Here is a 24,279-nt window from a genome sequence, read left to right on the forward strand (position 1 = left end):
ACTCAGCCCTGGGTGCCGAGCTCGCGCGGGGTGGTGCCGGTCGCGGTGACGCCCTGACCACAGTTGGCGTTCGGGCCCTCGATCGAGGCGTTGATCCGCAGCGTCTTGACGAACTCGTCGATCCGGCCGTCGTCGGCGTTGTCGACCTTGAGCTGGTAACCCCACGCCTGCAGCGAGATCGGCTTGTCGAGCCCCTCGTACGGGCTGAGCAGGGTCTTCTCCTGGCCGCGCACCCGCTCGGCGAGCTTCTCGACCTGGTCGGCCGGGAGGTCGGGGCGGTAGGTGATCCAGACCGCGCCGTGCTCCAGGCTGTGCACCGCGTGCTCGTTGGCGATCGGGGCGTCGTAGACGTCACCCTGGCAGTTCTGCCAGGCGGCGTTGTGTGCGCCCGCGACCGGCGGGAGGACCGTGTACTGGACCGTGCCGGTCTGGTGGTTGCCCCCCTTGACCAGCTCCGGGTCGCTCTCCCGGAAGTTGCTGATGCCCGAGATGGCGGCAGCCCGCTCGTCCCACGGCTTGGAGCCCTGGAAGGCGGCCCAACCGCCGTAGCCGAGGATCGCGGCGGCCAGCACACCGACCGCGGCGAAGAGTGCGATCGGGCCCCAGGAGCGACCCTGGCTGACCTTCACCGGGGCGATCGGCTTCCGGGGGCCCTTGCCTCCGGGGCGAGCGGCGGCGGTCTTGCCGGTGGACGCCTTCCCGCCGGACGCGGGCCTGCCGGCGGCCGGCTTCTTGCCGGTGCTGACCACGGACGGACGGCGCTGGTCGCCGCCCGGGGTGCTGATGCTCATGGTGCCTCGTCAGGTCGGTCGGTCAGGGGAGTGTGGCGGGCCGATGACGTGCAGGGTCGCCCACGAGTGACCGAGTCTACCCCCGATAACATGGATCGGTGACTCCCGCAGAACTCGCCGAGGTCGTCCTATCCGCTGCCCACGCCGTCTTCGCCGACCGTGGGCTCGACCGCTCCGCGCTGCCGGAGCGAGCGACGGTGGAACGACCCCGTAACCCGGAGCACGGCGACTACGCCTCGACCCTGGCGCTGCAACTCGCCAAGAAGGTCGGGCAGCCGCCACGGGAGCTCGCCGCCGCCCTCGCCGAGCAACTCGGCCGCGCCCCGGGGATCAAGTCGGTGGAGATCGCCGGCCCGGGCTTCCTCAACATCCGGCTCGACGCCGCCGCCGCCGGGGTGCTCGCCCGGTCGATCGTCCAGGCCGGTCCGGCGTACGGCCGTAGCGACCGGCTCGCCGGCGAGCGGATCAACCTGGAGTTCGTCTCGGCCAACCCGACCGGCCCGGTGCACATCGGCGGGGTCCGGTGGGCGGCGGTCGGCGACGCGCTGTCCCGGCTGCTGCGCGCCACCGGGGCCGACGTCGGCACCGAGTACTACTTCAACGACGCCGGCTCCCAGATCGACCGCTTCGCCCGGTCGTTGCTCGCCGCCGCCAAGGGCGAGCCGGCCCCGGAGGACGGCTACGGCGGGGCGTACATCGCCGAGATCGCCGCCGAGGTGCTCACCCGCCGGCCGGACACGCTCGGCCTGGCCGACGCGGCGGCCCAGGAGGTCTTCCGGGTCGAGGGCGTCGAGCTGATGTTCGCCGAGATCAAGTCGTCGCTGCGCGACTTCGGGGTGGAGTTCGACACCTACTTCAACGAGAAGTCGCTGCACGACCGGAGCGAACTGGACGCCGCCCTGGCCCGGCTGCGTGAGCAGGGCCACATCTACGACACCGAGGGCGCCGTCTGGCTGCGGACCACCGATTTCGGTGACGACAAGGACCGGGTCCTGCGCAAGTCCAACGGCGAGTGGACGTACTTCGCCGCCGACTGCGCGTACTACCTCGACAAGCGCGAGCGCGGCTTCGAGCGCGTGGTGATCATGCTTGGCGCCGACCACCACGGCTACATCGGCCGGATGAAGGCGATGGCCGCCTGCTTCGGCGACGACCCGGCCCGCAACCTGGAGATCCTCATCGGGCAGCTCGTCAACCTGGTCCGCGACGGCGTGCCGGTCCGGATGAGCAAGCGGGCGGGTACCGTGGTCACCCTGGAGGACCTGGTCGACGCGATCGGCGTGGACGCGGCCCGGTACGCCCTGGCCCGCTACTCCTCCGACTCCCCGATCGACATCGACGTCGAGCTGTGGACCCGGGCCAGCCGGGACAACCCGGTCTACTACGTGCAGTACGTCGCGGCCCGGACGGCCAGCGTCGGGCGCAACGCCGCCGAGGTCGGCTTCGACCGGGGCGACGCCGAGGCGTTCCGGCCGGAGCTGCTCGACCACGAGAAGGAGAACGAGCTGCTCAAGGCGCTCGCCGAGTTCCCCGCCGTGGTGGCCGCCGCCGCCGAGCTGCGCGAGCCGCACCGGGTGGCCCGCTACCTGGAGGACGACCTCTCCGGGGCGTACCACCGGTTCTACGACAACTGCCGGATCCTGCCGCGCGGCGACGAGGAGGTCACCGACCTGCACCGGGCCCGGCTCTGGCTCAACGACGCCACCCGCACGGTGATCGCCAACGGGCTGCACCTGCTCGGCGTTACCGCCCCGGAGAGGATGTAACACCCGATGCGAGCCCACTCGCCGCGAAGCGGGGATCAAGTAGTGCGAGCGCGAGGAGCGAGCTTGCGAGCCCCGCAGTCGCGAAGCGGAGACCAATAATGCGGGCACACGAGGCCGGTGCGCTGCACGGTGACATCGGCAGCCGGGGGCCGGCGTGGCTGCGTACCCCGGCCGACGTCAACGCCCTGGTGCCGCAGCTCTGGCCGCGGAACGTGGCGCGCGGCGCGGACGGCGCGCTGGTCGTCGCCGGCCTGGACGTCCGGACGGTGGCGGCCGAGTTCGGCACCCCGGTGTACGTGCTCGACGAGGACGACCTCCGCTCGCGCTGCCGCGACTTCCGGTCCGCGTTCGACACCGAGGACGTCTACTACGCGGGCAAGGCGTTCCTCTGCCGCGCGGTGGTCCGGATGATCGCCGAGGAGGGCATGTTCCTCGACGTCTGCACCGGGGGTGAGCTGGCGGTCGCGCTCTCCGCCGGCATGCCGGCGGAGCGGATCGGCTTCCACGGCAACAACAAGTCCGTGGCCGAGCTGGCCCGGGCGTTGGACGCCGGGGTGGGCCGGATCATCCTCGACTCGTTCGAGGAGATCGACCGGCTCACCGCGCTGGCCCGGGAGCGGGGGGTCCGGCCCCGGGTGCTGGTCCGGGTCACCGTCGGCGTGGAGGCGCACACCCACGAGTTCATCGCCACCGCCCACGAGGACCAGAAGTTCGGCTTCTCGCTGGCCGGCGGGGCCGCCGCCACGGCGGCCTTCCGGGTCCTCGACGAGGACGTGCTGGAGCTGCGCGGCCTGCACTCGCACATCGGGTCGCAGATCTTCGACGCCAGCGGCTTCGAGGTCTCCGCCCGACGGGTGCTCGACCTCCAGGCGCAGATCCGCGACGCCCGGGGCGTCGAACTGCCCGAGCTGGACCTCGGCGGCGGCTTCGGTATCGCGTACACCACCCAGGACGACCCGGCCACCCCGCAGGACCTGGCCAAGCGACTGCGCCGGATCGTCGAGGCGGAGTGCCTGGTCCAGCGGCTGGCCGTGCCGCACCTGTCGATCGAGCCCGGCCGGGCGATCGTCGGCCCGGCGGTGTTCACCCTCTACGAGGTGGGCACGGTCAAGGATGTGGACGGCATCCGGACGTACGTCAGCGTCGACGGCGGGATGAGCGACAACATCCGGACCGCCCTCTACGACGCCTCGTACTCGGCCACGGTGGCCTCCCGGGCATCGACGGTCGAGCCCCTGCTCGCCCGCGTGGTGGGAAAGCACTGTGAGTCCGGGGACATCGTGGTGAAGGATGAATTCCTGCCCGCCGACGTGCAGCCCGGAGATCTTGTCGCGGTGCCCGGTACGGGCGCCTACTGCCGGAGCATGGCCAGCAACTACAACCACGTGCCCCGGCCGCCGGTCGTGGCCGTGCGGGACGGGCGCGCCCGGCTGATCGTCCGGCGGGAGACGGAAGCGGACCTGCTCGCATTGGATGTCGGATGACCTCACCCCTGCGTTTGGCGATACTTGGCTGCGGCACCGTGGGCAGCGAGGTGGTCCGGCTGCTGCACGAGCAGTCGGCCGACCTGGCGGCCCGGATCGGCGCGCCGCTGGAGATCGCCGGGATCGCCGTACGGCGGCTCGGCCGCGACCGGGGCAACCTGCCGGTGGCCCCGGAGCTCTTCACCACCGACGCGCTCGGCCTGATCAAACGGGACGACGTCGACGTGGTCGTCGAGGTGGTCGGCGGCATCGAGCCGGCCCGGAGCTGGCTGGTCGACGCCCTGCGGGCCGGCAAGAGCGTGGTGACCGCCAACAAGGCACTGCTCGCCGAGGACGGCGCGGCCCTGCACGACGCGGCGGCCGACGGCGGCGCGGACCTCTACTACGAGGCCGCCGTGGCCGGGGCGATCCCGCTGCTGCGCCCGCTGCGCGAGTCGCTGCACGGCGACCGGATCAACCGGGTCACCGGCATCGTCAACGGCACCACCAACTTCATCCTTTCCGCGATGGACGCCACCGGCGCCGGCTTCGCCGAGGCGCTGGAGGAGGCGACCGAACTCGGGTACGCCGAGGCCGACCCGACCGCCGACGTGGAGGGCTTCGACGCGGCGGCGAAGGCGGCGATCCTCGCCTCGCTGGCCTTCCACACCCGGGTCGGCGCGGCCGACGTGTACCGGGAGGGGATCACCGAGGTCACCGCCGCCGACGTGGCCAGCGCCAAGGCGATGGGCTGCACGATCAAGCTGCTCTGCATCGCCGCCCGGGGTGCCGACGCGACCGGCCGGGAATCGGTCAGCGTCCGGGTGCACCCGGCGATGATCCCGCTCGGCCACCCGCTGGCCAGCGTCGGGGACGCGTACAACGCGGTCTTCGTCGAGGCGGAGGCGGCCGGGCCGCTGATGTTCTACGGCCGGGGCGCCGGTGGCGCGGCCACCGCGAGCGCCGTCCTCGGCGACGTGGTGGCGGTCGGCCGCAACCGGCTCGCCGGGGTGCGCGCGCCCAGCGAGTCCGCCTACGCCGACCTGGCGGTCCGGCCGATGGGGGAGGCCCTCACCCGGTACCACGTCAGCCTGGACGTGGCCGACAAGCCGGGTGTGCTGGCCGCCGTCGCCGGTGTCTTCGCCCGGCACGACGTGTCGATCGCCACGGTCCGCCAGGCACCGGCCGGCACCGAGTCCGCCGGTCGGGGCGCGGACGCGGTGCTGGTGATCGTGACGCACACCGCGCCGGACGCCGCCCTCGCCGCCACTGTCGAGGACCTGCGCGGCCTGGACGCGGTCCGCTCGATCGCCAGCGTGCTGCGGGTCGAGGGCGGCGAGTGACCATACGCCCGGTCGGGGGACCCGGCCTGGGCGGACCGCTGTGCCCGGCGGTCGCCGGACGGCCGGGGCGGATGGCCGGATGCCCGGTCAGGATCCGCCGGGGCGGACCGCTGTGCCCGGCGGTCGCCGGACGGTAGGTGAGACGGGCTCACCCCGTCCCGCCAGGTGGTTATTCCCGGGTCCGCCCTCCCGCGCACCGGGAGACTGGTCCACGCTGGGCTGGTCGGCGGGTCGACGCGGAACACGAGGAGAGCGATATGTGGCGGGGTCTGATCGAGGAGTACCGGGAGCGGCTGCCGGTCACCGACGCCACGCCCGTCGTCACCCTGCACGAGGGCAACACGCCCCTGCTGCCCGCGCCGGTGCTCTCCAGCCGGCTCGGCTGTGACGTCTACCTCAAGGTGGAGGGGGCGAACCCGACCGGCTCGTTCAAGGACCGGGGGATGACCCTCGCCGTCTCCAAGGCGATCGAGGCGGGGAACAAGGCGATCATCTGCGCCTCCACCGGCAACACCAGTGCCTCCGCCGCGGCGTACGCGGCCCGGGCCGGGCTGACCTGCGCGGTCCTGGTGCCCCAGGGCAAGATCGCGCTGGGCAAGCTGGCCCAGGCGCTGGTGCACGGCGCGAAGCTGCTCCAGGTGCAGGGCAACTTCGACGACTGCCTGGCGCTGGCCGCCAAGCTCGCCCAGGACTACCCGGTCGCCCTGGTCAACTCGGTCAACATCGACCGGCTGCACGGGCAGAAGACCGCCGCCTTCGAGATCGTCGCCGCCCTCGGCGACGCTCCGGACATCCACTGCCTGCCGGTCGGCAACGCCGGCAACATCTCGGCCTACTGGATGGGCTACTCGGAGGAACTGGCCGCCGGCACCACCACCCGCGCCCCCCGGATGTACGGCTTCCAGGCGGCCGGCGCGGCCCCGATCGTCACCGGCCAGGTGGTGCACGAGCCGTCCACCATCGCCACCGCGATTCGGATCGGCAACCCGGCGAGCTGGACCAGGGCGATCGACGCCCGGGACGCCTCGGGTGGCCTGATCGACGCGGTCACTGACCGGGAGATCCTCACCGCGTACCGGCTGCTGGCCCGGGAGGTCGGGGCCTTCGTCGAGCTGGGCAGCGCGGCCAGCGTGGCGGGGCTGCTCCAGCAGGCGGCGGCGGGCCGGGTGCCGGCCGGCTCCACGGTGGTCTGCACGGTGACCGGGCACGGTCTGAAGGATCCGGAGTGGGCGATCTCCACCGCGCCCGCCCCGATCACCATCGCCAACGACCCGCTCGCCGCGGCCCGCTCCCTCGACCTGGCCTGAGGCTCGGCCAGCTCCCCCCGGCTTGGCCCGACCAGCTCCTGCGCCCGGCCCGCCCGAGCCCGGCTCGGCCTGCGGCGCGGTCTGGATCGGGCCGGCCTCGGCCGGATTCGGGCGTGCCCCGGCCCGACGTTCGACCGACGCCGGCCGGACACGCAGGGGAAAAGAGCTGGTCACAGTCGGTTTTGGAGTGGTGACCCCGGCGGGGGGAGCCGTACCCAGGTCAGGCAGACTACGGGTACCGAGCCAACCCTTACTCCAGGAGTGAGCCACGCCGATGTCGCTGCTCGCCAGATTGAGCCTCGCCAACCGAGGGCTGGTCGCCCTCATCGCGGTGGTGACCACGGCGTTCGGGTTGTTCGCCGTACCGTCGCTCAAGCAGCAACTCCTACCGTCGTTGGAGTTCCCGGCCGCCTTCGTGATGGCGACCTACCCCGGCGCCGGTCCGGAGGTGGTCGAATCCCAGGTCACCGAGCCGATCGAGACCAGCCTCCAGGGCATCCCCGGGGTTCAGGAGATCACCTCCACCTCCCGTGAGGGCTCCGCCACCGTCGTCGTGGAGTACGAGTTCGGCAACGACGTCGACGACATGGTCAGCAAGATGCAGACCGCGGTGAACCGGGTCCAGGGGCAGCTCCCCGCAGGCGTCGAACCGCAGGTGCTCGCTGGCGGCACGGACGACCTGCCCGCCGTCGTGATCGCCGCGTCCGGTGCTGGTGACGACCCGCGTGCCCTGGCGGACAAGCTGGAGAGCGCGGTGGTGCCCGAGCTGGAGGCGGTCGAGGGTGTCCGTACCGTCGAACTGACCGGCGCCCGCGAGGAACTGGTGGTGATCACACCGGACCCGGCCAAGCTGGCCGCCGCCGGGGTGCAGCCCACCGCGATCGGCACCGCGTTGCAGACCAGCGGCGTCACCATGCCGGCCGGTGCGGTGGTCGAGGGTGGACGGTCGCTGACCGTCCAGGTCGGCGCCCCGCTCGCCACTCTGGACGACCTGCGCGGCATCGTGCTCACCCGGCCCGGCGCGGCCCCGGTCCGCCTCGCCGACGTGGCCACGGTGACCGAGCAGCTCGGGCCGCCCACCTCGATCACCCGCACCGACGGCCGGAACAGCCTCGGCATCGCGATCACCGCCGCTCCGGACGGCGACGCGGTGACCATCTCCCACGAGATCCGGGACCGGCTCGCCGAGCTGAAGGCCGCCTCCGGAACCGAGCTGACCGTGACCTTCGACCAGGCGCCGTTCGTTGAGAAGTCGATCGAGAGCCTCACCACCGAGGGGCTGCTCGGCCTGGTCATGGCGGTCATCGTCATCCTGGTCTTCCTGGTCTCGGTCCGCTCCACCCTGGTCACCTCGGTCTCCATCCCGCTGTCGGTGCTGGTGGCCCTGCTGGCGCTCTGGCGCGGGGACTACTCGCTCAACCTGCTCACCCTCGGCGCGCTGACCATCGCGGTCGGCCGGGTGGTGGACGACTCGATCGTGGTGCTGGAGAACATCAAGCGTCACCTGGAGTACGGCGAGCCGAAGCGCCAGGCGATCCTCACCGCGGTCCGGGAGGTGTCCGGCGCGGTGACCGCCTCGACCCTCACCACGGTCGCGGTGTTCGCGCCGATCGCTCTGGTCGGGGGCTTCGTCGGGCAGCTCTTCGCGCCGTTCGCGATCACCGTCACGGTGGCGCTTCTCGCCTCGCTGCTGGTCTCGCTGACCGTCATCCCGGTGCTGGCGTACTGGTTCCTCAAGCCGGCCGGCGGTTCGGTCGACGCCGAGACGGTCCGCCGCGAGGCGGAGGAGAAGGAGCTGCGCAACCCGCTCCAGCGGGCGTACCTGCCGGTCATCGAGTTCGCCACCGGGCGGCGGTGGACCACGGTGGCTATCGGCCTGGTGGTGCTCCTGGGCACCTTCGGGCTGGCCACCCGGCTGGAGACCAACTTCATCGACGACTCCGGCCAGGGCACCCTGAACATCAGCCAGAAGCTGCCGGTGGGGACGGGGCTGGACGGCACCGACGAGGCGGCCCGCCAGGTCGAGGCGGTGCTGGAGCGGACCGAGGGCGTCGAGACGTACCAGGTCACCATCGGTGGCAGCGGCCTGCCCTGGGAGGGCGGGGGCGGCAACAGCACCGCCAGCCACGTCGTCCAGCTCGCCGAGGACACCGACACGGAGCAGCTCCGGGAGGACCTGCGCCGGGAGTTCGACGCGCTCGGCGCGGGCGCTGGCGAGATCAGCTTCGGTGCGGCCCAGGGCGGCACCTCGGCCAACCAGCTCGCGGTGATCGTCCAGGCCAGTGACCCGGAGGTGCTCGCCCGCGCGTCCGAGGAGGCCCGCAAGGCGATGGCCGAGCTGGACGGCGTCGAGGACGTTTCGTCCAGCCTGGCCGAGCGGGTGCCCCGGATCGACGTCACCGTCGACCGGGTCGCGGCGGCCCGGGCCGGCCTGACCGAGGCGGCCGTCGGGCAGCTCGTCGGGCAGGTGTTCCGGGGTAGCCCGGTAGGTAGGGTGAACCTCGACAGTGGACAGCACGACGTGGTGCTGCGGTTCACCGCCCCCGCGCCGACCTCGGTGGACCAGCTCCGCCAGATGCGGGTCGGCGCGGTCACCCTGGACGCCGTCGCCGACATCCAGCAGGTCGAGGGGCCGCAGCAGGTCACCCGGATCGACGGCGAGCGCAGCGTCACGGTCACCGGTACGGCGAGCGGCTCCAACCTCGGCGCGATCACTGCCGAGTTGCAGCGCAAGCTGGACGGGATCGACGTACCGGGGGCGACCCTGAGCGTCGGCGGGGTCAGCGCCGACCAGGCGGAGGCCTTCGCCGACCTGGGCCTGGCGGTGCTGGCCGCGATCGCGATCGTCTTCCTGATCATGGTGGCGACGTTCCGCAGCCTGGTGCAGCCGCTGATCCTGCTGGTGTCCATCCCGTTCGCGGCGACCGGCGCGATCGGACTGCTGCTGGTCACCGGCACCCCGATGGGCGTGCCGGCCCTGATCGGCGTGCTGATGCTGGTCGGCATCGTGGTCACCAACGCGATCGTCCTGCTGGACCTGATCAACCAGTACCGGGACCAGGGGATGAGCGTCCGGGAGGCGGTCGTCGAGGGTGGCCGGCGTCGGCTGCGTCCGATCCTGATGACCGCGGTGGCGACCATCTTCGCGCTGTTGCCGATGGCCTTCGGCCTCACCGGCGAGGGCGGGTTCATCTCCCAGCCGCTGGCCATCGTGGTGATCGGTGGCCTGATCAGCTCGACACTGCTCACGCTGGTGCTGGTGCCGACGCTCTACACCATGGTGGAGGGCCGCAGGGAGCGGGCCCGGCCCCGGAGGGTGGGAGCCGGCGACGGCACCGTCCCGGCCGACGGGGACACGGCGGAGGCCACCGCGCCCGAGCCGGCCACCGTGGCCGCCGGACCGACGTCGGGATCCGGCAACGGGGCGGCCCGCCCGGCGCCCTCGGCGGCACTGGTCGACGGCACCGACCAGTTCGAGGTGCTGCGGCTGCCGAAGACCCGGCACTCGCCGCTGCCCCCGCAGGACTGACCGACGGTGTCCCCGGTACGGCGGTAGGCCGTACCGGGGACACCCTGGGCATCGGGTACGGGTGTGCCACCGGAACCGGGCCCCACCTCCGCGCCGACCGGTGTCCCACCGACGTCCGTCGCGGGGGTAGCGTCTGGGCACGTGGCGTCGACCCTCTCCGTCCTGACCCGGAACCGGAACTTCCGCACCCTCTTCCTCGCCGAACTGGTGGTCTTCGGCGCTGACTGGTTCGTCATGGTGCCCCTGCTGGTGCTCCTGCCGCAGTTGACCGGCAGTGGGGTGTGGGGCGCGCTGGTCCTCGCCGTCGACACCGGGGTCGTGGCGCTGCTGCTGCCGTACACCGGCACCATCGCCGACCGGTTCGACCGGCGGCGGATCCTCATGGCGGCGAACGGTGCCGCCCTGGTCGGGGCGCTGCTGCTGCTCGCGGTCCGCAGCTCCGGCACGGCCTGGCTGGCGATGCTCGCGATCTCCATCATCGCGGTGGCGAAGGCGTTCTACTCGCCCGCCGCGCAGGCCGCCCTGCCGAACGTCCTCGACCCGGACGAGCTGGCCGCCGGCAACGCCGTCGCCGGCTCCGCGTGGGGCACGATGACCGTGGTCGGGGCGTCCCTGGGCGGTCTGATCAGCGCGGCCTTTGGCCCGTACGTCTGCTTCTGGGTGGCGGCGGTGGCCCTGCTGACGGCCGCCGGCCTGACCACGCTGATCCGCCGGCCGTTGCAGGCGCCCCGCGACCACGCCGAGCCGGTCCAGCGGACCTGGGCGGCGATCCGCGAGGCGCTGGCCTACATCGCCCACCGCCCCCGGGTGCTCGCCCTGGTCACCGTGAAGTCGGCGGTCGGCCTCGGTAACGGGGTGTTGACCGTCTTCCCCCTGCTCGCCGGCCTGTACGGGGTGGGCGCGGTGGGCACCGGACTGCTCTTCGCCGTGCGCGGCGCGGGGGCGCTGATCGGCCCGATCCTGATGCGCCGGGTGCTGACCAACCGCCGCTGGTTGCTGACCGGGCTGGCACTGTCCATGTCCACCTACGGCCTGGCCTACGTCGGCGTCTCGGTGACCGGCTGGTTCCCGCTGGTCCTGGCGCTGGTTTTTGTGGCGCACTTCGCCGGTGGCGGCAACTGGGTGATGTCGAACTTCGCGCTCCAGGGTGAGGTGCCGGACCGGCTGCGCGGCCGGGTCTTCGCCACCGACATGATGCTGGCGACGTTGGCCATCTCGGTCAGCCAACTGGTGGTCGCCGCGCTGGTCGACACCATCGACGAGCGGATCGTGCTGGCCGGCTGCGGCCTGACCACCCTCGTGTACGCGGTCGGCTGGCGGATCGCCACCCGGCGGCTGTCGCTGACCGAGCAACCGTCGGCGGCGGAGCCGGTCACGTCCCGGTGAAGGGTCCGGTCCCGGCCTGGTGAAGGGTCCGGTCCCGGCCCGGTGACGGACCAGGTCACGTCCCGGTGAACCCGGGGCGTCCCGCGCCCCCACCTGTCGGTCCCGCCCCCTAACATCTAGCCGTGCCCCTGAACTTCGCCTCCGGCCCGGTCCGGGTCCGGGTCCCCGCGACCAGCGCCAACCTGGGGCCGGGCTTCGACGCGCTCGGCCTCGCGCTTGGTCTCCACGACGACGTGGCCGCCGAGGTGACCAGCGACGGCGTCCGGGTGGCGGTCACCGGCCAGGGGGCCGGTGAGCTGCCCGCCGACGACCGGCACCTGGTGGTGCGGGCCATGCGGGCCACCTTCGACGCCCTCGGTGGACAGCCCGCCGGACTGGCCGTGGAGTGTGTCAACCGGATCCCGCAGGCGCGGGGGTTGGGCTCCTCCTCGGCGGCGATCGTGGCCGGGGTCCTGCTCGCCCGCGCGCTGGTGGACGACGGGGCGGAACGCCTGGACGATGCCGCGCTGCTGCGGCTCGCCGCCGACATCGAGGGCCATCCGGACAATGTGGCGCCCTGCCTGCTCGGCGGCTTCACCGTGGCATGGACGGAGCCGACCGGCGCGCGGGCGGTCTCCCTCGCCCCGGCCGCCGGGGTGAGCCCCATGGTCTTCGTGCCGGACGAGCGCGGGCTGACCGCGACGGCCCGGGCGGCGTTGCCGGCGTCGGTGCCGCACGCGGACGCCGCGCTGACCGCTGGTCGGGCCGCGTTGCTGGTGCACGCGCTGACCGCCGAGCCGGCGCTGCTGCTGCCGGCGACCGAGGACCGGCTGCACCAGCACTACCGCGCCGAGGGGATGCCGGCGACGTACGCCCTGGTCACCGCGTTGCGGGAGGCGGGTGTGGCGGCCGTGGTCAGTGGGGCGGGGCCGACGGTGCTGGCGTTGACCGATCCTGGCGCGGACTTCGAGCCGGGAACAGGATGGCAGGTCTGGCGGTTACCAGTGGACGGCAGCGGCGCACAGGTCAGTCGGGGTAGACTGGGACACGCCGAGCGGGACCCTGTTGCCGCAGGTCGTATGAGTTGATTACGCTCTAGACTTAGCACAGCCGCGAAGCATGCGATCTTCCTGCGGGTCGGCGCACCCCCGAAGCTATCGGCGGTCAGCCCGTCTCACTCCTGCCTAGGCCCACGCCGTACCGCAGTTTCCGCAGGTCGCCGCAGACGGCGAGACCTACCCGCCGAGGTTTGGTGGGTCGGGAAACCGACCGGCTGCTGTGTCACAGACTCCCGCGACGCGTCACGCGACACGGGTGCACCGAGGCCGCCCGGCCACCTGAGTTCTTGACTCCGGGCGACCCCGGCCTATCGAGGGAAGGAATCCATTGAGCGACACCACCGACGTGACGTCGGATGCTTCCAACGTCGCTGGCGAAGCCACCGCCGCCCCTGCCCGTCGTCGGCGGACCGGCACCGGCCTGTCCGCGATGCTGCTGCCGGAGCTGCAGAGCCTGGCCGCGTCGCTCGGCATCTCCGGCACCGCGCGGATGCGCAAGGTCGAGCTGATCGGCGCCATCACCGAGCGGCAGGGCGGCGCCGCCGCCGGGGCCCCTCGACCGCGTGCCGAGGTCGCGGCCGCCGCAGCCACCCCCGTCCGCGAGGAGGTCCGGGCGGAGGTGCGGGAGACCGCCGAGCCGGCGGCCCCGCCGGCCGAGGCCGAGCCCCGGCCGCGGAGCCGGCGCAGCCGGGCCGCCGCCACCGCCGAGCGCGCCGCCGCGACTGCGGCCGCCGCCCCGGTCAGCACCGAGGCGGCGCCGCGTGAGGCCGCCCCGGAGACCGCCGAGCGCACCGAGCGTCCGGAGCGGGCCGAGCGTGCGGACCGCGGCGAGCGGGCGGAGCGGGGTGAGCGCGGGGAGCGTGGCGACCGGGCCGAGCGCAACGAGCGCGGTGACCGCGCGGAACGCGGCGAGCGGGCCGAGCGTGGCGACCGCAACGAACGGGCCGAGCGCAACGAACGGGCCGAGCGTGGCGAACGGGCCGAGCGCGGCGAGCGGGCGGACCGCAACGAGCGCGGCGACCGGGGCGAGCGGGCCGACCGTAACGAGCGGGGCCAGCGCGGCGACCGGGATCGCGACCGGGACCGGGACACCGACACCGACGACGACGGCGAGGGCGGCGGCCGGCGCGGCCGGCGCAGCCGGTTCCGGGACCGTCGCCGGGGCCGTGGCGAGCGCACCGAGGCCGGCGACACCGGCGGCGGGCGCGAGCCGCAGGTCAGCGAGGACGACGTGCTCGTCCCGGTGGCCGGCATCATCGACGTGCTGGACAACTACGCCTTCGTCCGGACCACCGGCTACCTGGCCGGTCCGAACGACGTGTACGTCTCGATGTCCCAGGTCAAGAAGTACGGCCTGCGGCGCGGCGACGCCATCACCGGTGCGGTGCGCACGGCACGCGACGGTGAGCAGCGGCGGGACAAGTACAACCCGCTGGTGCGGCTGGACACGGTCAACGGCATGGAGCCGGAGGAGGCCCGCCGCCGTCCGGAGTTCTACAAGCTCACCCCGCTGTACCCGCAGGAGCGGCTGCGGCTGGAGACCGAGCCGCACATCCTCACCACCCGGGTCATCGACCTGGTCACGCCGATCGGCAAGGGCCAACGGGCGCTGATCATGTCGCCGCCCAAGGCCGGTAAGACCATGGTGTTGCAGGCGATCGCCAACGCGATCACCCACAACAACCCGGAGTGCCACCTGATGGTGGTGCTGATCGACGAGCGGCCCGAAGAGGTCACCGACATGCAGCGGTCGGTGAAGGGCGAGGTCGTCGCGGCCACGTTCGACCGTCCGCCGCAGGACCACACCACCGTCGCCGAGCTGGCGATCGAGCGGGCCAAGCGCCTGGTCGAGCTGGGGCACGACGTGGTCGTGCTGCTCGACTCGGTGACCCGGCTCGGCCGGTCGTACAACCTGGCGGCGCCGGCCAGCGGCCGGATCATGTCCGGTGGTATCGACTCGACCGCGCTCTACCCGCCGAAGCGCTTCCTCGGCGCGGCGCGGAACATCGAGAACGGCGGCTCGCTGACCATCCTCGCCACCGCCCTGGTGGAGACCGGGTCGGTGATGGACACGGTCATCTTCGAGGAGTTCAAGGGCACCGGCAACGCGGAGCTGAAGCTGGACCGGAAGATCGCCGACAAGCGGGTCTTCCCGGCCATCGACATCCACACCTCCGGCACCCGTAAGGAGGAGATCCTGCTCGCGCCGGAGGAGCTGGCCATCAATCGCAAGCTCCGCAAGGTCCTGCACTCGCTGGACTCGCAGGCGGCGCTGGACCTGCTGCTGGACAAGCTCAAGCAGACCCGGACCAACATCGAGTTCCTGATGCAGATCGCCAAGTCGACGCCGGGCGAGTAGCCCGTCGGCAGGGCCGCCGCACTCGACGTCGAGGCGCTGGCGGTCGGCACACATGCGGAAAGGGGCACGACCGTTCGCGGTCGTGCCCCTTTCCGCTGCTCACCGAGAGATCGCCCGCTGAAGTTTTCCTTCAGTTGGCTGGCAGGGTATTGAAAGTTCTGTTCGCTGTCCGGTTGACTGGCATCCATGCGTACCCGATCCGCCCGACTTGCCGGCGTGCTGCTGCTGACGCCGCTGCTCGGCCTGGCCGCGCCGATGCCGGTCGTCGCCGCGCCACCCGAGGTTGACACGGCCGCCGAGGACGTCCCCCGCGCCTCCTCCCACCCGAGCACGGTCACCACCCTGGCCGCCGCGGGCGTCGCGCCCGCCGACGGCCTGGAGACCGCGAAGACCACCCGCCCGGTCGCCCCCGGGCTCGACCTCACCTCCTTCGACCGGTACGACCAGCAGGGCTGGCTGCGTGCCGACGCGCTCACCGCCGACCTGACCGGCGGGCTCACCGTCGACTACGTCAACTCCGGCGCGGTCAGCCGGGCCGAGCCACTGCGCGGCGCGGTGGACGCCGCCCGCGCGGTCGCCGCGGTCAACGGCGACTTCTTCGACATCAACAACTCTGGTGCCGCCCAGGGCGTCGGCATCCGCGCTGGCGAGCTGGTCCAGTCGCCGGTCGCCGGGCACACCAACGCGGTGGCGGTCACCGCCGAGGGACTCGGCCGGGTGATCCAGGTGCACTTCGAGGGCACCGCGACCCTGCCCGGCGGGCCGGTGAACCTGACCCAGTTCAACAACATGGTCCAGGGCAACGGCATCGGCGTCTTCACCGCACTCTGGGGCTCGTACGACCGGGGTCGGGCGGTGGAGGGCGCCGCCCGGGTCACCGAGGTCACCCTGGTCGACGGTCGGGTCGCCACGGTCGCCGACCGCGCCGGCAGCGGACCCATCCCGGCCGGCACCACCATCCTGCTCGGCCGGGACGCCGGGGCCGCCGCGCTCGCCGCGCTGCGACCGGACGACGCGGTCACCGTCGCCTACCGGCCCAGGCCGTCCGACGGCAGCAGCCTGCACGCCGCAGTCGGCGGCGGCAACGTGCTGGTCCGCGACGGCGTGGTGCAGAACATCGCGGACGCCTCGCTGGCGCCCCGTACCTCGGTCGGGTTCACCGCCGACGGACGCAAGATGATCATGCTCACGGTGGACGGCCGGCAGGTCGACAGCCGGGGCGTCACCCAGACCGAGATGGGCCGGATGATGGCCGAACTCGGCGCGCACCACGCGCTCAACCTCGACGGCGGCGGCTCCTCCACGCTGCTCGCCCGGGAGCCCGGCGCGGCCACCGTCCAGGTGGAGAACAGCCCCTCCGACGGCAGCGAGCGGGCCGTCCCCAACGGCCTGGCCATCTACGCGCCGAAGGGCAGCGGCCGGCTCACCGGCTACTGGCTGGAAACCGCCACCGACCCGACCGCCGCGCCCGGCGTCGCCCCGGTCCGGGGCGGCCGACCCGACCGGGTCTTCCCCGGCCTGACCCGCCGGCTCACCGCCGCCGGCCACGACGAGACGTACGGCCCGGCGGCCGGCACGCCGAAGTGGCGGGCCAACCCGGCGGCCCAGGGCACCGTCGACGCCGACGGGGTCTTCCGGGCCATCCGTCCCGGTCGGACCACCGTCACCGCCTGGCGCGACGAGGCCCGGGGCACCCTCGACCTCACCGTGCTCGGCCCGCTGGCCCGTGTCGACGCCACCGTCGACCGGGTGGGGCTCGACGGCACTGGCGGCACCGGCGTCTTCGGGGTGGTCGGCTACGACGCCGAGGGGAACACCGCGCCGATCGAGTCCGCCGACCTGTCCCTCGACTACGACCGGGACCTGCTGCGGATCACCCCCACGGCCGACGGCAACCTGACCGTCGTCGCGCTGAAGGACAGCGGCTCGGCCCTGGTCACCGTCACCGTGGCCGGGCAGCGCACCGTGCTGCCGGTGACCGTCGGTCTCGCCGACGTGCCGGTCGCCGGGTTCGACGACGCCGCGAAGTGGAAGTTCAGCGCCGCCCGCGCCACCGGCTCGGTCGCGCCGGTGGCCGGGTACACCGGCACCGGCCTGCGGATGTCGTACGACTTCGGTCAGTCCACCGGCACCCGGGCCGCGTACGCCGACCCGCCGGCCTGGATCACCGTGCCGGGGCAGCCACAGGCGTTCGGCATGTGGATCAAGAGCAACGGTCGTGGCGAGTGGCCCAGCCTGCACCTGCACGACGCACAGGACACCCAGCACGTGCTGCGCGGCCCGTACCTCACCTGGACCGGCTGGCGGTACGTCCAGTTCGACGTGCCGGCCGGGGTGCAGTACCCGCTGCGGGTGCGCCGGTTCTACGTGGCCGAGACCGACCCTGCCGCCAAGTACACCAGCGAGGTGGTCATCGACGACCTGGTGGCGAAGGTGTCGCCCACGGTGGAGGTCCCGGCCGAGCCGCACCGGACCGACCGGGTGGTACTCCGCGACGGCACCGTGGACGGCGCGCCCTGGCGGTTCGCGGTCCTCTCCGACGCGCAGTTCGTCGCGGCGAACCCGGACAGCGACCTGGTCGCCCAGGCCCGCCGGACGCTGCGCGAGGTGAAGGCGGCGAAGCCGGACTTCCTCGTCATCAACGGAGACTTCGTGGACACCGCCTACCCGGCGGACTTCGCCCTGGCCAAGCGGATCCTCGACGAGGAACTCGGCGGCGAGCTGCCCTACTACTACGTGCCGGGCAACCACGAGATCATGGGTGCCCCGATCGCCAACTTCGAGGCGGTCTTCGGCGCGCCCTCGCGGGTGTTCGACCACAGGGGAACCCGCTTCGTCACGCTGAACACCTCGGCCGGAACCCTGCGCGGTGGCGGCTTCGACCAGGTCCGTGCGCTGCGGACCGCGTTGGACTCCGCCGCCGGTGACGACGCGGTCGGTTCGGTGGTCGTGCTGCACCACCACCCGCCGCGGGACCCCGGCGCGGCCAAGGCCAGCCAGCTCACCGACCGGAAGGAGGCGGCGCTGGTGGAGCAGTGGCTGACCGACTTCCAGCACCGCACCGGCAAGGGCGCGCTCTTCGTCGGCGGCCACGTCGGCACGTTCCACGCCGAGCGGGTCGACGGGGTGCCGTTCGTGATCAACGGCAACGCCGGCAAGGGCCCGTCCAGCCCCGCCGACCAGGGCGGCTTCACCGGCTGGACGATGGTCGGGGTGGACCCGGTCACCCGGCAGGAGGCCGAACGGGCCCGCCGTGACCCGCTGGTCGAGGGGCCGCGCTGGGTGGCCGTCGAGTTCCGGGCGCACGTCGACCGGCTCACCCTGACCGCGCCCGACACCGTCGCGGTCGGCACCCCGGCGTCGGTCACCGCCACGATCACCCAGCCCGGTAACCGGGTGGTGCCGGTGGCCGGTCCGGTCAGCGCCGACTGGTCGGCCTCGCCGAGCGTCCACATCGGTACGGAGGACGGGGTGAAGCCCTGGCACGTGGCCCGCTTCGACCCGGCCACCGGCACGCTCACCGCGCTGCGTCCGGCGGATTCGGTGGTGCTCGCGGTGACCGTCAACGGCGTCCGCGCGGAGGCGACGGTCACCCTGACCGCCGCAGCCGCAGCTACCCCCGCCGCCTGACCCTGACCCCTCCCGGGCGGGTCCCCGCGTCAGCGGGGGCCCGCCCGTCCCGTCCGAACCCTCAGGCTCGGCGGGCGCAGAGGTCGCGGAATCGGTGGTCCCCGCAGGGCGGGTAGCCCTCCTGCTCGAGGAGACGGGCCGGAGTGGTGTCCGAGTCCGCCGGGACGGCTGACGTCAGGTGCCGGACGAACTCCGCCGCCAGGCTCGACGTCCCGGCCGGCGGGCTGCGGTGGTAGGCGTACTCGACGGTCCAGAAGGGGTACCGGTCGAGCTGCTCCGGGCTGGGGCTGACCCCGTCGATCCGTACCTCGATCACGTCGTCGCCGGCCTTGCGGGCCTGCGGGGTGTCGGCGTACCCGATCGCCCCGGGCACCCCGGCGACCCGGTCGAGCAGGTCGCCGGTGGTGTCCGTCTCGCAGAGGTACGGCGGCGGGACGCCGGGGCCGGGCGGGCGGCAGCCCGGCGCGTTCAGCCCGCGCTGTCGGCCCGGCGTGGACCCGTCGCCCAGCACGTACTGCTCGAACACTCGCCGGCTGCCGGACCGGCTGTTCCGCCCGACGAGGATGATCTCGGCAGCGGAGTACCGGGCGTCGATGTCGCGCCAGGTGCGGATCCGGCCGGCGAAGATGTCCCGGACCTGGGCCAGGGAGAGGTCGACCGGGCCGGTGGCGCTGCCCCGGACCCCGGCGTTGACCACGAGGCTGTACGGCACGATGGCCACCGGCTGCCCGACCAGGTCCCGCCGCTGCTGGTCGTCGAGCAGGGCCGGGCCGTCGTGCAGGGCGACGTCCGGCGATTCGGGCATGCTGACCCGCCGGATCCCGTCCGCGCTGTCCACGAAGTCCGAGCCGAGGTGGGCGCCGGCGTCGGCGCAGAACCGGTTGTACGAGCCGATCGCCTGGAGGGCGGCGCTGGCGAAGGCGCTTGACCCGACCACCTGTCCGGTGCCGCGTACGCAGGTCGGGTCGCCGGGCCGGGGCGGGCGCAGATCGGCCGACTGGGCGAGGATCACCATGGTCAGTGCCCCGGCGGCGAGCGACGCCACGCCGGCGGTGCCGATCCGCCACCGCCAGATCCGGTTCTTCTTGTCCTGTGCCCGGGCGTCGACGATCTCACCGCCCCGGAGCAGGCCGCCGACCCGGACCGTGCCGTCGTCGTGGTGCCCGGAGAGGAGGACCAGCAGTTTGAAACGGTAGCCGGCGTTGAAGTGGGCCGGCGGCAGGACCACCCCGGTCCCGTCGCCGTCGACGGTGGGGACGAAGACCTGCTCGATGTCCGTCGGGTGGCCGTCGGTGACGTCCACCAACTGGACCTTGCGTCGTCCGAAGTGGACCCGTACCGGCAGTTGGTAGTCGGCCTCGGCGATGTCCCGGCTGCCGACGTTGGTGATCCTGATTACCGCCATCGAAGGCTCCGCGATGGCAGCGCCGCTCTCCCGGTCCCGCAGTTCGATCAGCCGGCCGGTTTCCGGCGGGCCGAGCGGGGAGTTGAACAGCACGTTGTACGACAGTCCCTTGCGCTGGGCCCGCCGGGCCCGCACCTCCTTCCAGGTGCCCCAACCGACGCTGGCGGCCAGCAGCACCAGCAGGCCCAGCGCCGAACTCTGCCCCAGCAGGGCTTGCAGTGCCGCGTCCCGGACCCCGTTCATGCGCGCCGGACCTTTCTCGACCGCCCGTTGTCGAATTCTGCCAATGGTGGAGCAGGTCATTGTCAGGCTATTAGCGGGAGTCAATTGTCGCGGCAGCGTCGACGATTTCCTGAATTGTTGGTGAGCGGAAATCGTCGAAAAGGTGTCCGGCGGGGAAAGCGTTGTCAGGCGGTCGTCGAGGAACCCGATGACCCGGTCGGCGGGTGCACGGCGGCCGGGCGGCCGGGGGTCACCTCGGGCACCGGCAGCGGCAGCGGGCGGTTGGCCAGGAACCGCTCGTGCAGCCGGCGGATGGGCTCCTCGCCGACCCGGTCCTCGGCCGGGCGGGCCGCGTCTCGCCGGAGGCACTCCTCGAGTGGCACGTCGGTGAAGTCGTGCACCTCGAAGGTGGCCCCGTGCTGGGCGGCCAGCCGGGCCCACTCGCGCAGGGTCCGGGCGGGCAGGTTGGTGTCGTCCACGCAGACGTCCACCCGGGCCCGCAGCAGTGCCTCCACCTGTGCCCGCTGGGCGGTGTTGACCTGGGACTCCGCCCACTGGGTGAACAGTCGGGCACCGTGCAGCATCCGACGCAGGTCGTCCCGGTTGACCCGGACGACCGAGGGTTGCAGCGTCCGGGCGAAGGTGGTCTTGCCGGAGGCGGGTAACCCCCGGGTGGCGATGAGACGGGTCACTCCGGTCACGGTAATGGGCCCGGCCGGGGCGGGAATGCGGGTGGAGAGGAGTGCGTTGGGGGAGCTGTGCGGCCCGGTTTCCGGGCTGGCGGAGGCCCATGGCACACTGGTCAATCGGCCACCGGTTCCGGTTCACGCCCGACCCGGCGCGGGCATCACGCGCGGGGATGGCGACCCGGCGACCATCCACGAGAGGACCGAAGGCGACATGAAAGCCAACATCCACCCGGAGTACGTGACCACGCAGGTCACCTGCTCCTGCGGCAACTCCTTCACGACCCGCAGCACCGCCAAGGGCGGCTCGATCCACGTCGAGACGTGCAGCGCCTGCCACCCGTTCTACACGGGCAAGCAGCGGGTGCTCGACACCGCTGGTCGGGTCGCGAAGTTCCAGCAGAAGTACGCCAAGGTTCAGGCGAAGAAGGCCAAGTAGCTGTTCGTTCGACGCCCGCGTCCGGTTTCGCACCGGGCGCGGGCGTCGTCCGTATCCGCCCCCGTTCCGCGCCGACCCGCAGGGAGAACGAGCACATGAGCAGCGAGCGACTGGCGGCCCTCCTCGACGAGTACGCCGACCTGGAGAAGCGGCTGGCCGATCCGGCCATCCACGCCGACCAGGGCACGGCGCGCCGGGTCGGGCGGCGGTACGCCGAGCTGGTGCCGCTGCACAAGGCGGCCGGCGAGTTGGCGCAGGCGCGGGCCGACCTGGCCGCCGCCCGGGAGCTGGCCGCCGAGGACCCGTCCTTCGCCGCCGAGGTGGATTCCATCGCGGTGACCCTGCCCACCCTCGAGGAGCGCCTGGCGGAGCTGCTGATCCCGCGCGACCCGCACGACGCCAAGGACGTGATCGTCGAGATCAAGGCCGGCGAAGGCGGCGAGGAGTCGGCGCTGTTCGCCGGCGACCTGCTGCGGATGTACACCCGGTACGCCGAGCGGCGCGGCTGGCTCACCGAGGTCCTCGACGCGCAGGACTCCGACCTGGGCGGGGTGAAGGACGTCTCTCTCGCCATCAAGACCAAGGGAGTCCCGGAGGGCGGCAACGGGGTCTGGTCCCGGCTGAAGTGGGAGGGCGGCGTGCACCGGGTGCAGCGCGTCCCGGTCACCGAGTCGCAGGGCCGCATCCACACCAGCGCGGCCGGCGTCCTGGTGCTGCCCGAGGCCGAGGAGGTCGACGTCACCATCGACCCGAACGAGCTGCGTATCGACGTGTTTCGTTCGTCCGGGCCGGGCGGGCAGTCGGTCAACACCACCGACTCGGCGGTCCGGATCACCCACGTGCCCACCGGGATCGTGGTCTCCTGCCAGAACGAGAAGTCCCAGTTGCAGAACCGGGAGCAGGCGATGCGGATCCTACGGGCCCGGCTGCTGGCCGTCGCCCAGGAGCAGGCCGACGCCGCCGCCTCCGACGCCCGCAAGGCGCAGGTACGGACGGTCGACCGTTCGGAGCGGATCCGCACCTACAACTTCCCGCAGAACCGGATCACCGACCACCGGATCGGCTACACCGCGTACAACCTGGACCTGGCTCTCGCCGGCGAGCTGGACGGGGTGCTGGACGCCCTCACCGAGGCCGACCGCGCCGCCCGCCTGGCCGGCGACCCCGAACTCGGCCGCCGCTGAGCGGGCGCGGCGACCCGCCCGTCGGGTGGTAGCAGGGGTCCCCTGTTACCGCTTTCTGCCGAGGAAGGGTCCCCTGCAACCACCCGGGCGTCGGCGCGGGGACGCGGCACGCGCGAGCGGGAAGTGCGGGCGGTGGTGCCGGTGGGGTTGGGCGGCCCGGGGTCAGTGTGGGCGGGAGCGGGACTTGGCCCGCAGCATCTGCTGGTCGGCGGCGTCGAAGGCGGCGCGGATGGCGTCCCGGACCAGCGGCGCGGCGGCGTTGACCTCGGCGAAGCCGATGGTCACCCGGACCGGCGTGCCCGGCACCAGGGACTCCCAGTCCTCGGTCCGGATCGCCGCGTCGATCCGGCGGGAGACCTCGGCCGCCTCCTCGACGCAGGTGCCGGAGAGCACCACCACGAACTCGTCCCCGCCGTAGCGGGCCACGAAGTCGCCGCGTCGCATCACCCGGTTGATCACCCCGGCCACCCGTTGTAGCACCAGGTCGCCGGAGTGGTGCCCGTGCCGCGTGTTGACCGCCTTGAAGCCGTCCAGGTCGCAGACGCCGATGACCAGCCGCTCACCCCGGTTCACCAGGCCGGCGATGTGCCGTTCCAACCGGCGACGGTTGGGCAGCCCGGTCAGCGGGTCGGTCAACGCCTCGCCCTCGAACCGGGCGGCCTCCCGGCGCATCTCCTCGTGGTCGATCCGGGCCGCCACGCCGTCGATGTAGACGTCCCGCAGCCGGTCGTTGCGCTGCGCGGCGAGCCGGAACGCCATCCGGTCGGCCCGGTGCGCCCCGGCGTGGTCCCCGGCCGAGGAGAGCGCGATGCTGCGCAACCGGGCCGGCTCGGCCGCGCCGAGGGTCTCGGTGGAGACCGAGGCGGTGTCCAGCCGGGTGACCGCCTCGGCCGGCCGACCGGCGGCGATGGCGAGGCAGACCTGCCCGAGCTGCCGGAAGTCGCGGGCGCGGGCGCTGTCCCCGCCGAACCCGAGCAGCCGGACCGGGTCGTTCTCGGTGCCGGTCTCCACCGGGTCACCCAGGGCGGCCCGGCGCGCGGCGGCGTAGCCGTACGCCGCGAGGCTGCTCGGACGCAGCCGCCCGGCCCGCCCGGTACGCCGGTGGCGGTCCAGGTCGGCCGCGATGTCCCGGAGCACCCGCAGGCAGCCGTCGCTGTCGCCGTTGTGGTCCAGGGCGACCGCGTTGCGCAGCCGGATACCGGGCGCGGCGAAGGTCTCCTCCGGGATGCCGGCGGCCAGGCCGAGCTGCCGGGCCTTCTCGATGGCGGTCAGCGCGTACCCGTGGAAGCTGAGGTAGGAGTACGTCATCGCCAGGTCGTGCCAGCCCCACGCGGTGTCCCGGTCCGGGTCCTCCACCGCGTCGAACATCCGGGCGGCCCGGACCAGGTGGGTGACGCACCGGTCGAGGGCGCCCTGGTGGTGCGCGGCCAGCGCGGCCAGCGCGTGCAGGTGCCCGTGCAGGTACGGCTCGGGGAGGTCCCGGACGGCGGTGGACGCCTCCTCGATGGCCCGGGTGAACTCGGCCGTCCGACCGAGGTTGATCAGCGCGGAGAGGCGCTGGACCCGGGCGTCGGCCCGGGCGAACGGGTCGGCGGTGGTGTGGATCACCTGGTCGAGGAGGCCGCACGCCTCGGCGGACCGGCTCGCTTCCTGGAGGTCGCGCGCCTTCGTGAGAGCGTCAACCTGGTCGGTGACCCGGTCGAGCCAACCCACCCGCAGCCTCCCGTCCGCG

At 73.0% G+C, this 24,279-nt stretch carries 15 protein-coding genes; 11 read left to right on the top strand and 4 right to left on the bottom strand.

Going from position 1 to position 24,279, the window contains the following annotated elements; translation table 11 throughout:
* Positions 1-2 precede the first annotated feature (2 nt).
* On the bottom strand, positions 3-791 hold the full coding sequence (locus GA0074692_RS30925; RefSeq protein ID WP_091651129.1) for a thioredoxin-like domain-containing protein: 789 nt from the start codon (positions 789-791) through the stop codon (positions 3-5).
* A 98-nt stretch (positions 792-889) separates the two neighbouring features.
* Between GA0074692_RS30925 and argS the strand changes: the two genes are divergently transcribed.
* The 9 genes from argS to GA0074692_RS30970 all read left to right on the top strand — a co-directional run bounded on the left by argS (position 890) and on the right by GA0074692_RS30970 (position 18,611).
* A complete protein-coding gene (argS, locus tag GA0074692_RS30930; RefSeq protein ID WP_091651133.1) occupies positions 890-2,557 on the top strand; it encodes an arginine--tRNA ligase in 1,668 nt (555 codons plus the stop codon).
* Between the two features lie 98 nt (positions 2,558-2,655).
* Positions 2,656-4,041: a diaminopimelate decarboxylase gene (gene lysA / locus GA0074692_RS30935; RefSeq protein ID WP_091651136.1), complete on the top strand. Its 1,386-nt coding sequence runs from the start codon at positions 2,656-2,658 to the stop codon at positions 4,039-4,041.
* Between the two features lie 8 nt (positions 4,042-4,049).
* A complete protein-coding gene (locus GA0074692_RS30940) occupies positions 4,050-5,363 on the top strand; it encodes a homoserine dehydrogenase (RefSeq protein WP_176738755.1) in 1,314 nt (437 codons plus the stop codon).
* 257 nt (positions 5,364-5,620) lie between these two features.
* A complete protein-coding gene (thrC, locus tag GA0074692_RS30945; protein WP_091651142.1) occupies positions 5,621-6,670 on the top strand; it encodes a threonine synthase in 1,050 nt (349 codons plus the stop codon).
* Between the two features lie 274 nt (positions 6,671-6,944).
* Positions 6,945-10,199: an efflux RND transporter permease subunit gene (locus GA0074692_RS30950; protein ID WP_091651144.1), complete on the top strand. Its 3,255-nt coding sequence runs from the start codon at positions 6,945-6,947 to the stop codon at positions 10,197-10,199.
* A gap of 141 nt (positions 10,200-10,340) precedes the next feature.
* Positions 10,341-11,585 (top strand): MFS transporter, encoded by a 1,245-nt coding sequence (locus GA0074692_RS30955; protein ID WP_091651147.1) that lies wholly within the window; start codon positions 10,341-10,343, stop codon positions 11,583-11,585.
* A 122-nt stretch (positions 11,586-11,707) separates the two neighbouring features.
* Positions 11,708-12,652: a homoserine kinase gene (thrB, locus tag GA0074692_RS30960; protein WP_091651150.1), complete on the top strand. Its 945-nt coding sequence runs from the start codon at positions 11,708-11,710 to the stop codon at positions 12,650-12,652.
* Between the two features lie 298 nt (positions 12,653-12,950).
* On the top strand, positions 12,951-14,981 hold the full coding sequence (gene rho, locus GA0074692_RS30965) for a transcription termination factor Rho (protein ID WP_091651154.1): 2,031 nt from the start codon (positions 12,951-12,953) through the stop codon (positions 14,979-14,981).
* A 186-nt stretch (positions 14,982-15,167) separates the two neighbouring features.
* The gene (locus GA0074692_RS30970; protein WP_091651157.1) at positions 15,168-18,611 is read left to right on the top strand and encodes a phosphodiester glycosidase family protein; all 3,444 of its coding nucleotides are present in this window, start codon (positions 15,168-15,170) and stop codon (positions 18,609-18,611) included.
* Positions 18,612-18,672: 61 nt separating this feature from the next.
* On the opposite strand, the gene GA0074692_RS30975 is transcribed toward GA0074692_RS30970, so the two are convergent.
* Both GA0074692_RS30975 and GA0074692_RS30980 read right to left on the bottom strand, forming a co-directional pair.
* Positions 18,673-20,259: a PstS family phosphate ABC transporter substrate-binding protein gene (locus tag GA0074692_RS30975; protein WP_176738632.1), complete on the bottom strand. Its 1,587-nt coding sequence runs from the start codon at positions 20,257-20,259 to the stop codon at positions 18,673-18,675.
* A gap of 164 nt (positions 20,260-20,423) precedes the next feature.
* A complete protein-coding gene (locus tag GA0074692_RS30980) occupies positions 20,424-20,930 on the bottom strand; it encodes an AAA family ATPase (RefSeq protein WP_245730535.1) in 507 nt (168 codons plus the stop codon).
* Between the two features lie 208 nt (positions 20,931-21,138).
* On the opposite strand from GA0074692_RS30980, the gene rpmE reads away from it, so the two are divergent.
* Both rpmE and prfA read left to right on the top strand, forming a co-directional pair.
* Positions 21,139-21,363, top strand: a complete 225-nt coding sequence (rpmE, locus tag GA0074692_RS30985; protein WP_091651165.1) for a 50S ribosomal protein L31 — start codon at positions 21,139-21,141, stop codon at positions 21,361-21,363.
* 95 nt (positions 21,364-21,458) lie between these two features.
* Positions 21,459-22,547, top strand: coding sequence for a peptide chain release factor 1 (gene prfA, locus GA0074692_RS30990; RefSeq protein ID WP_091651168.1), 1,089 nt, complete (start codon positions 21,459-21,461; stop codon positions 22,545-22,547).
* Positions 22,548-22,709: 162 nt separating this feature from the next.
* On the opposite strand, the gene GA0074692_RS30995 is transcribed toward prfA, so the two are convergent.
* On the bottom strand, positions 22,710-24,260 hold the full coding sequence (locus tag GA0074692_RS30995; RefSeq protein WP_091651171.1) for a GGDEF domain-containing protein: 1,551 nt from the start codon (positions 24,258-24,260) through the stop codon (positions 22,710-22,712).
* Positions 24,261-24,279: the final 19 nt, after the last annotated feature.

Origin of the sequence: Micromonospora pallida, from assembly GCF_900090325.1 — a bacterium.
Lineage (GTDB): Bacteria > Actinomycetota > Actinomycetes > Mycobacteriales > Micromonosporaceae > Micromonospora > Micromonospora pallida.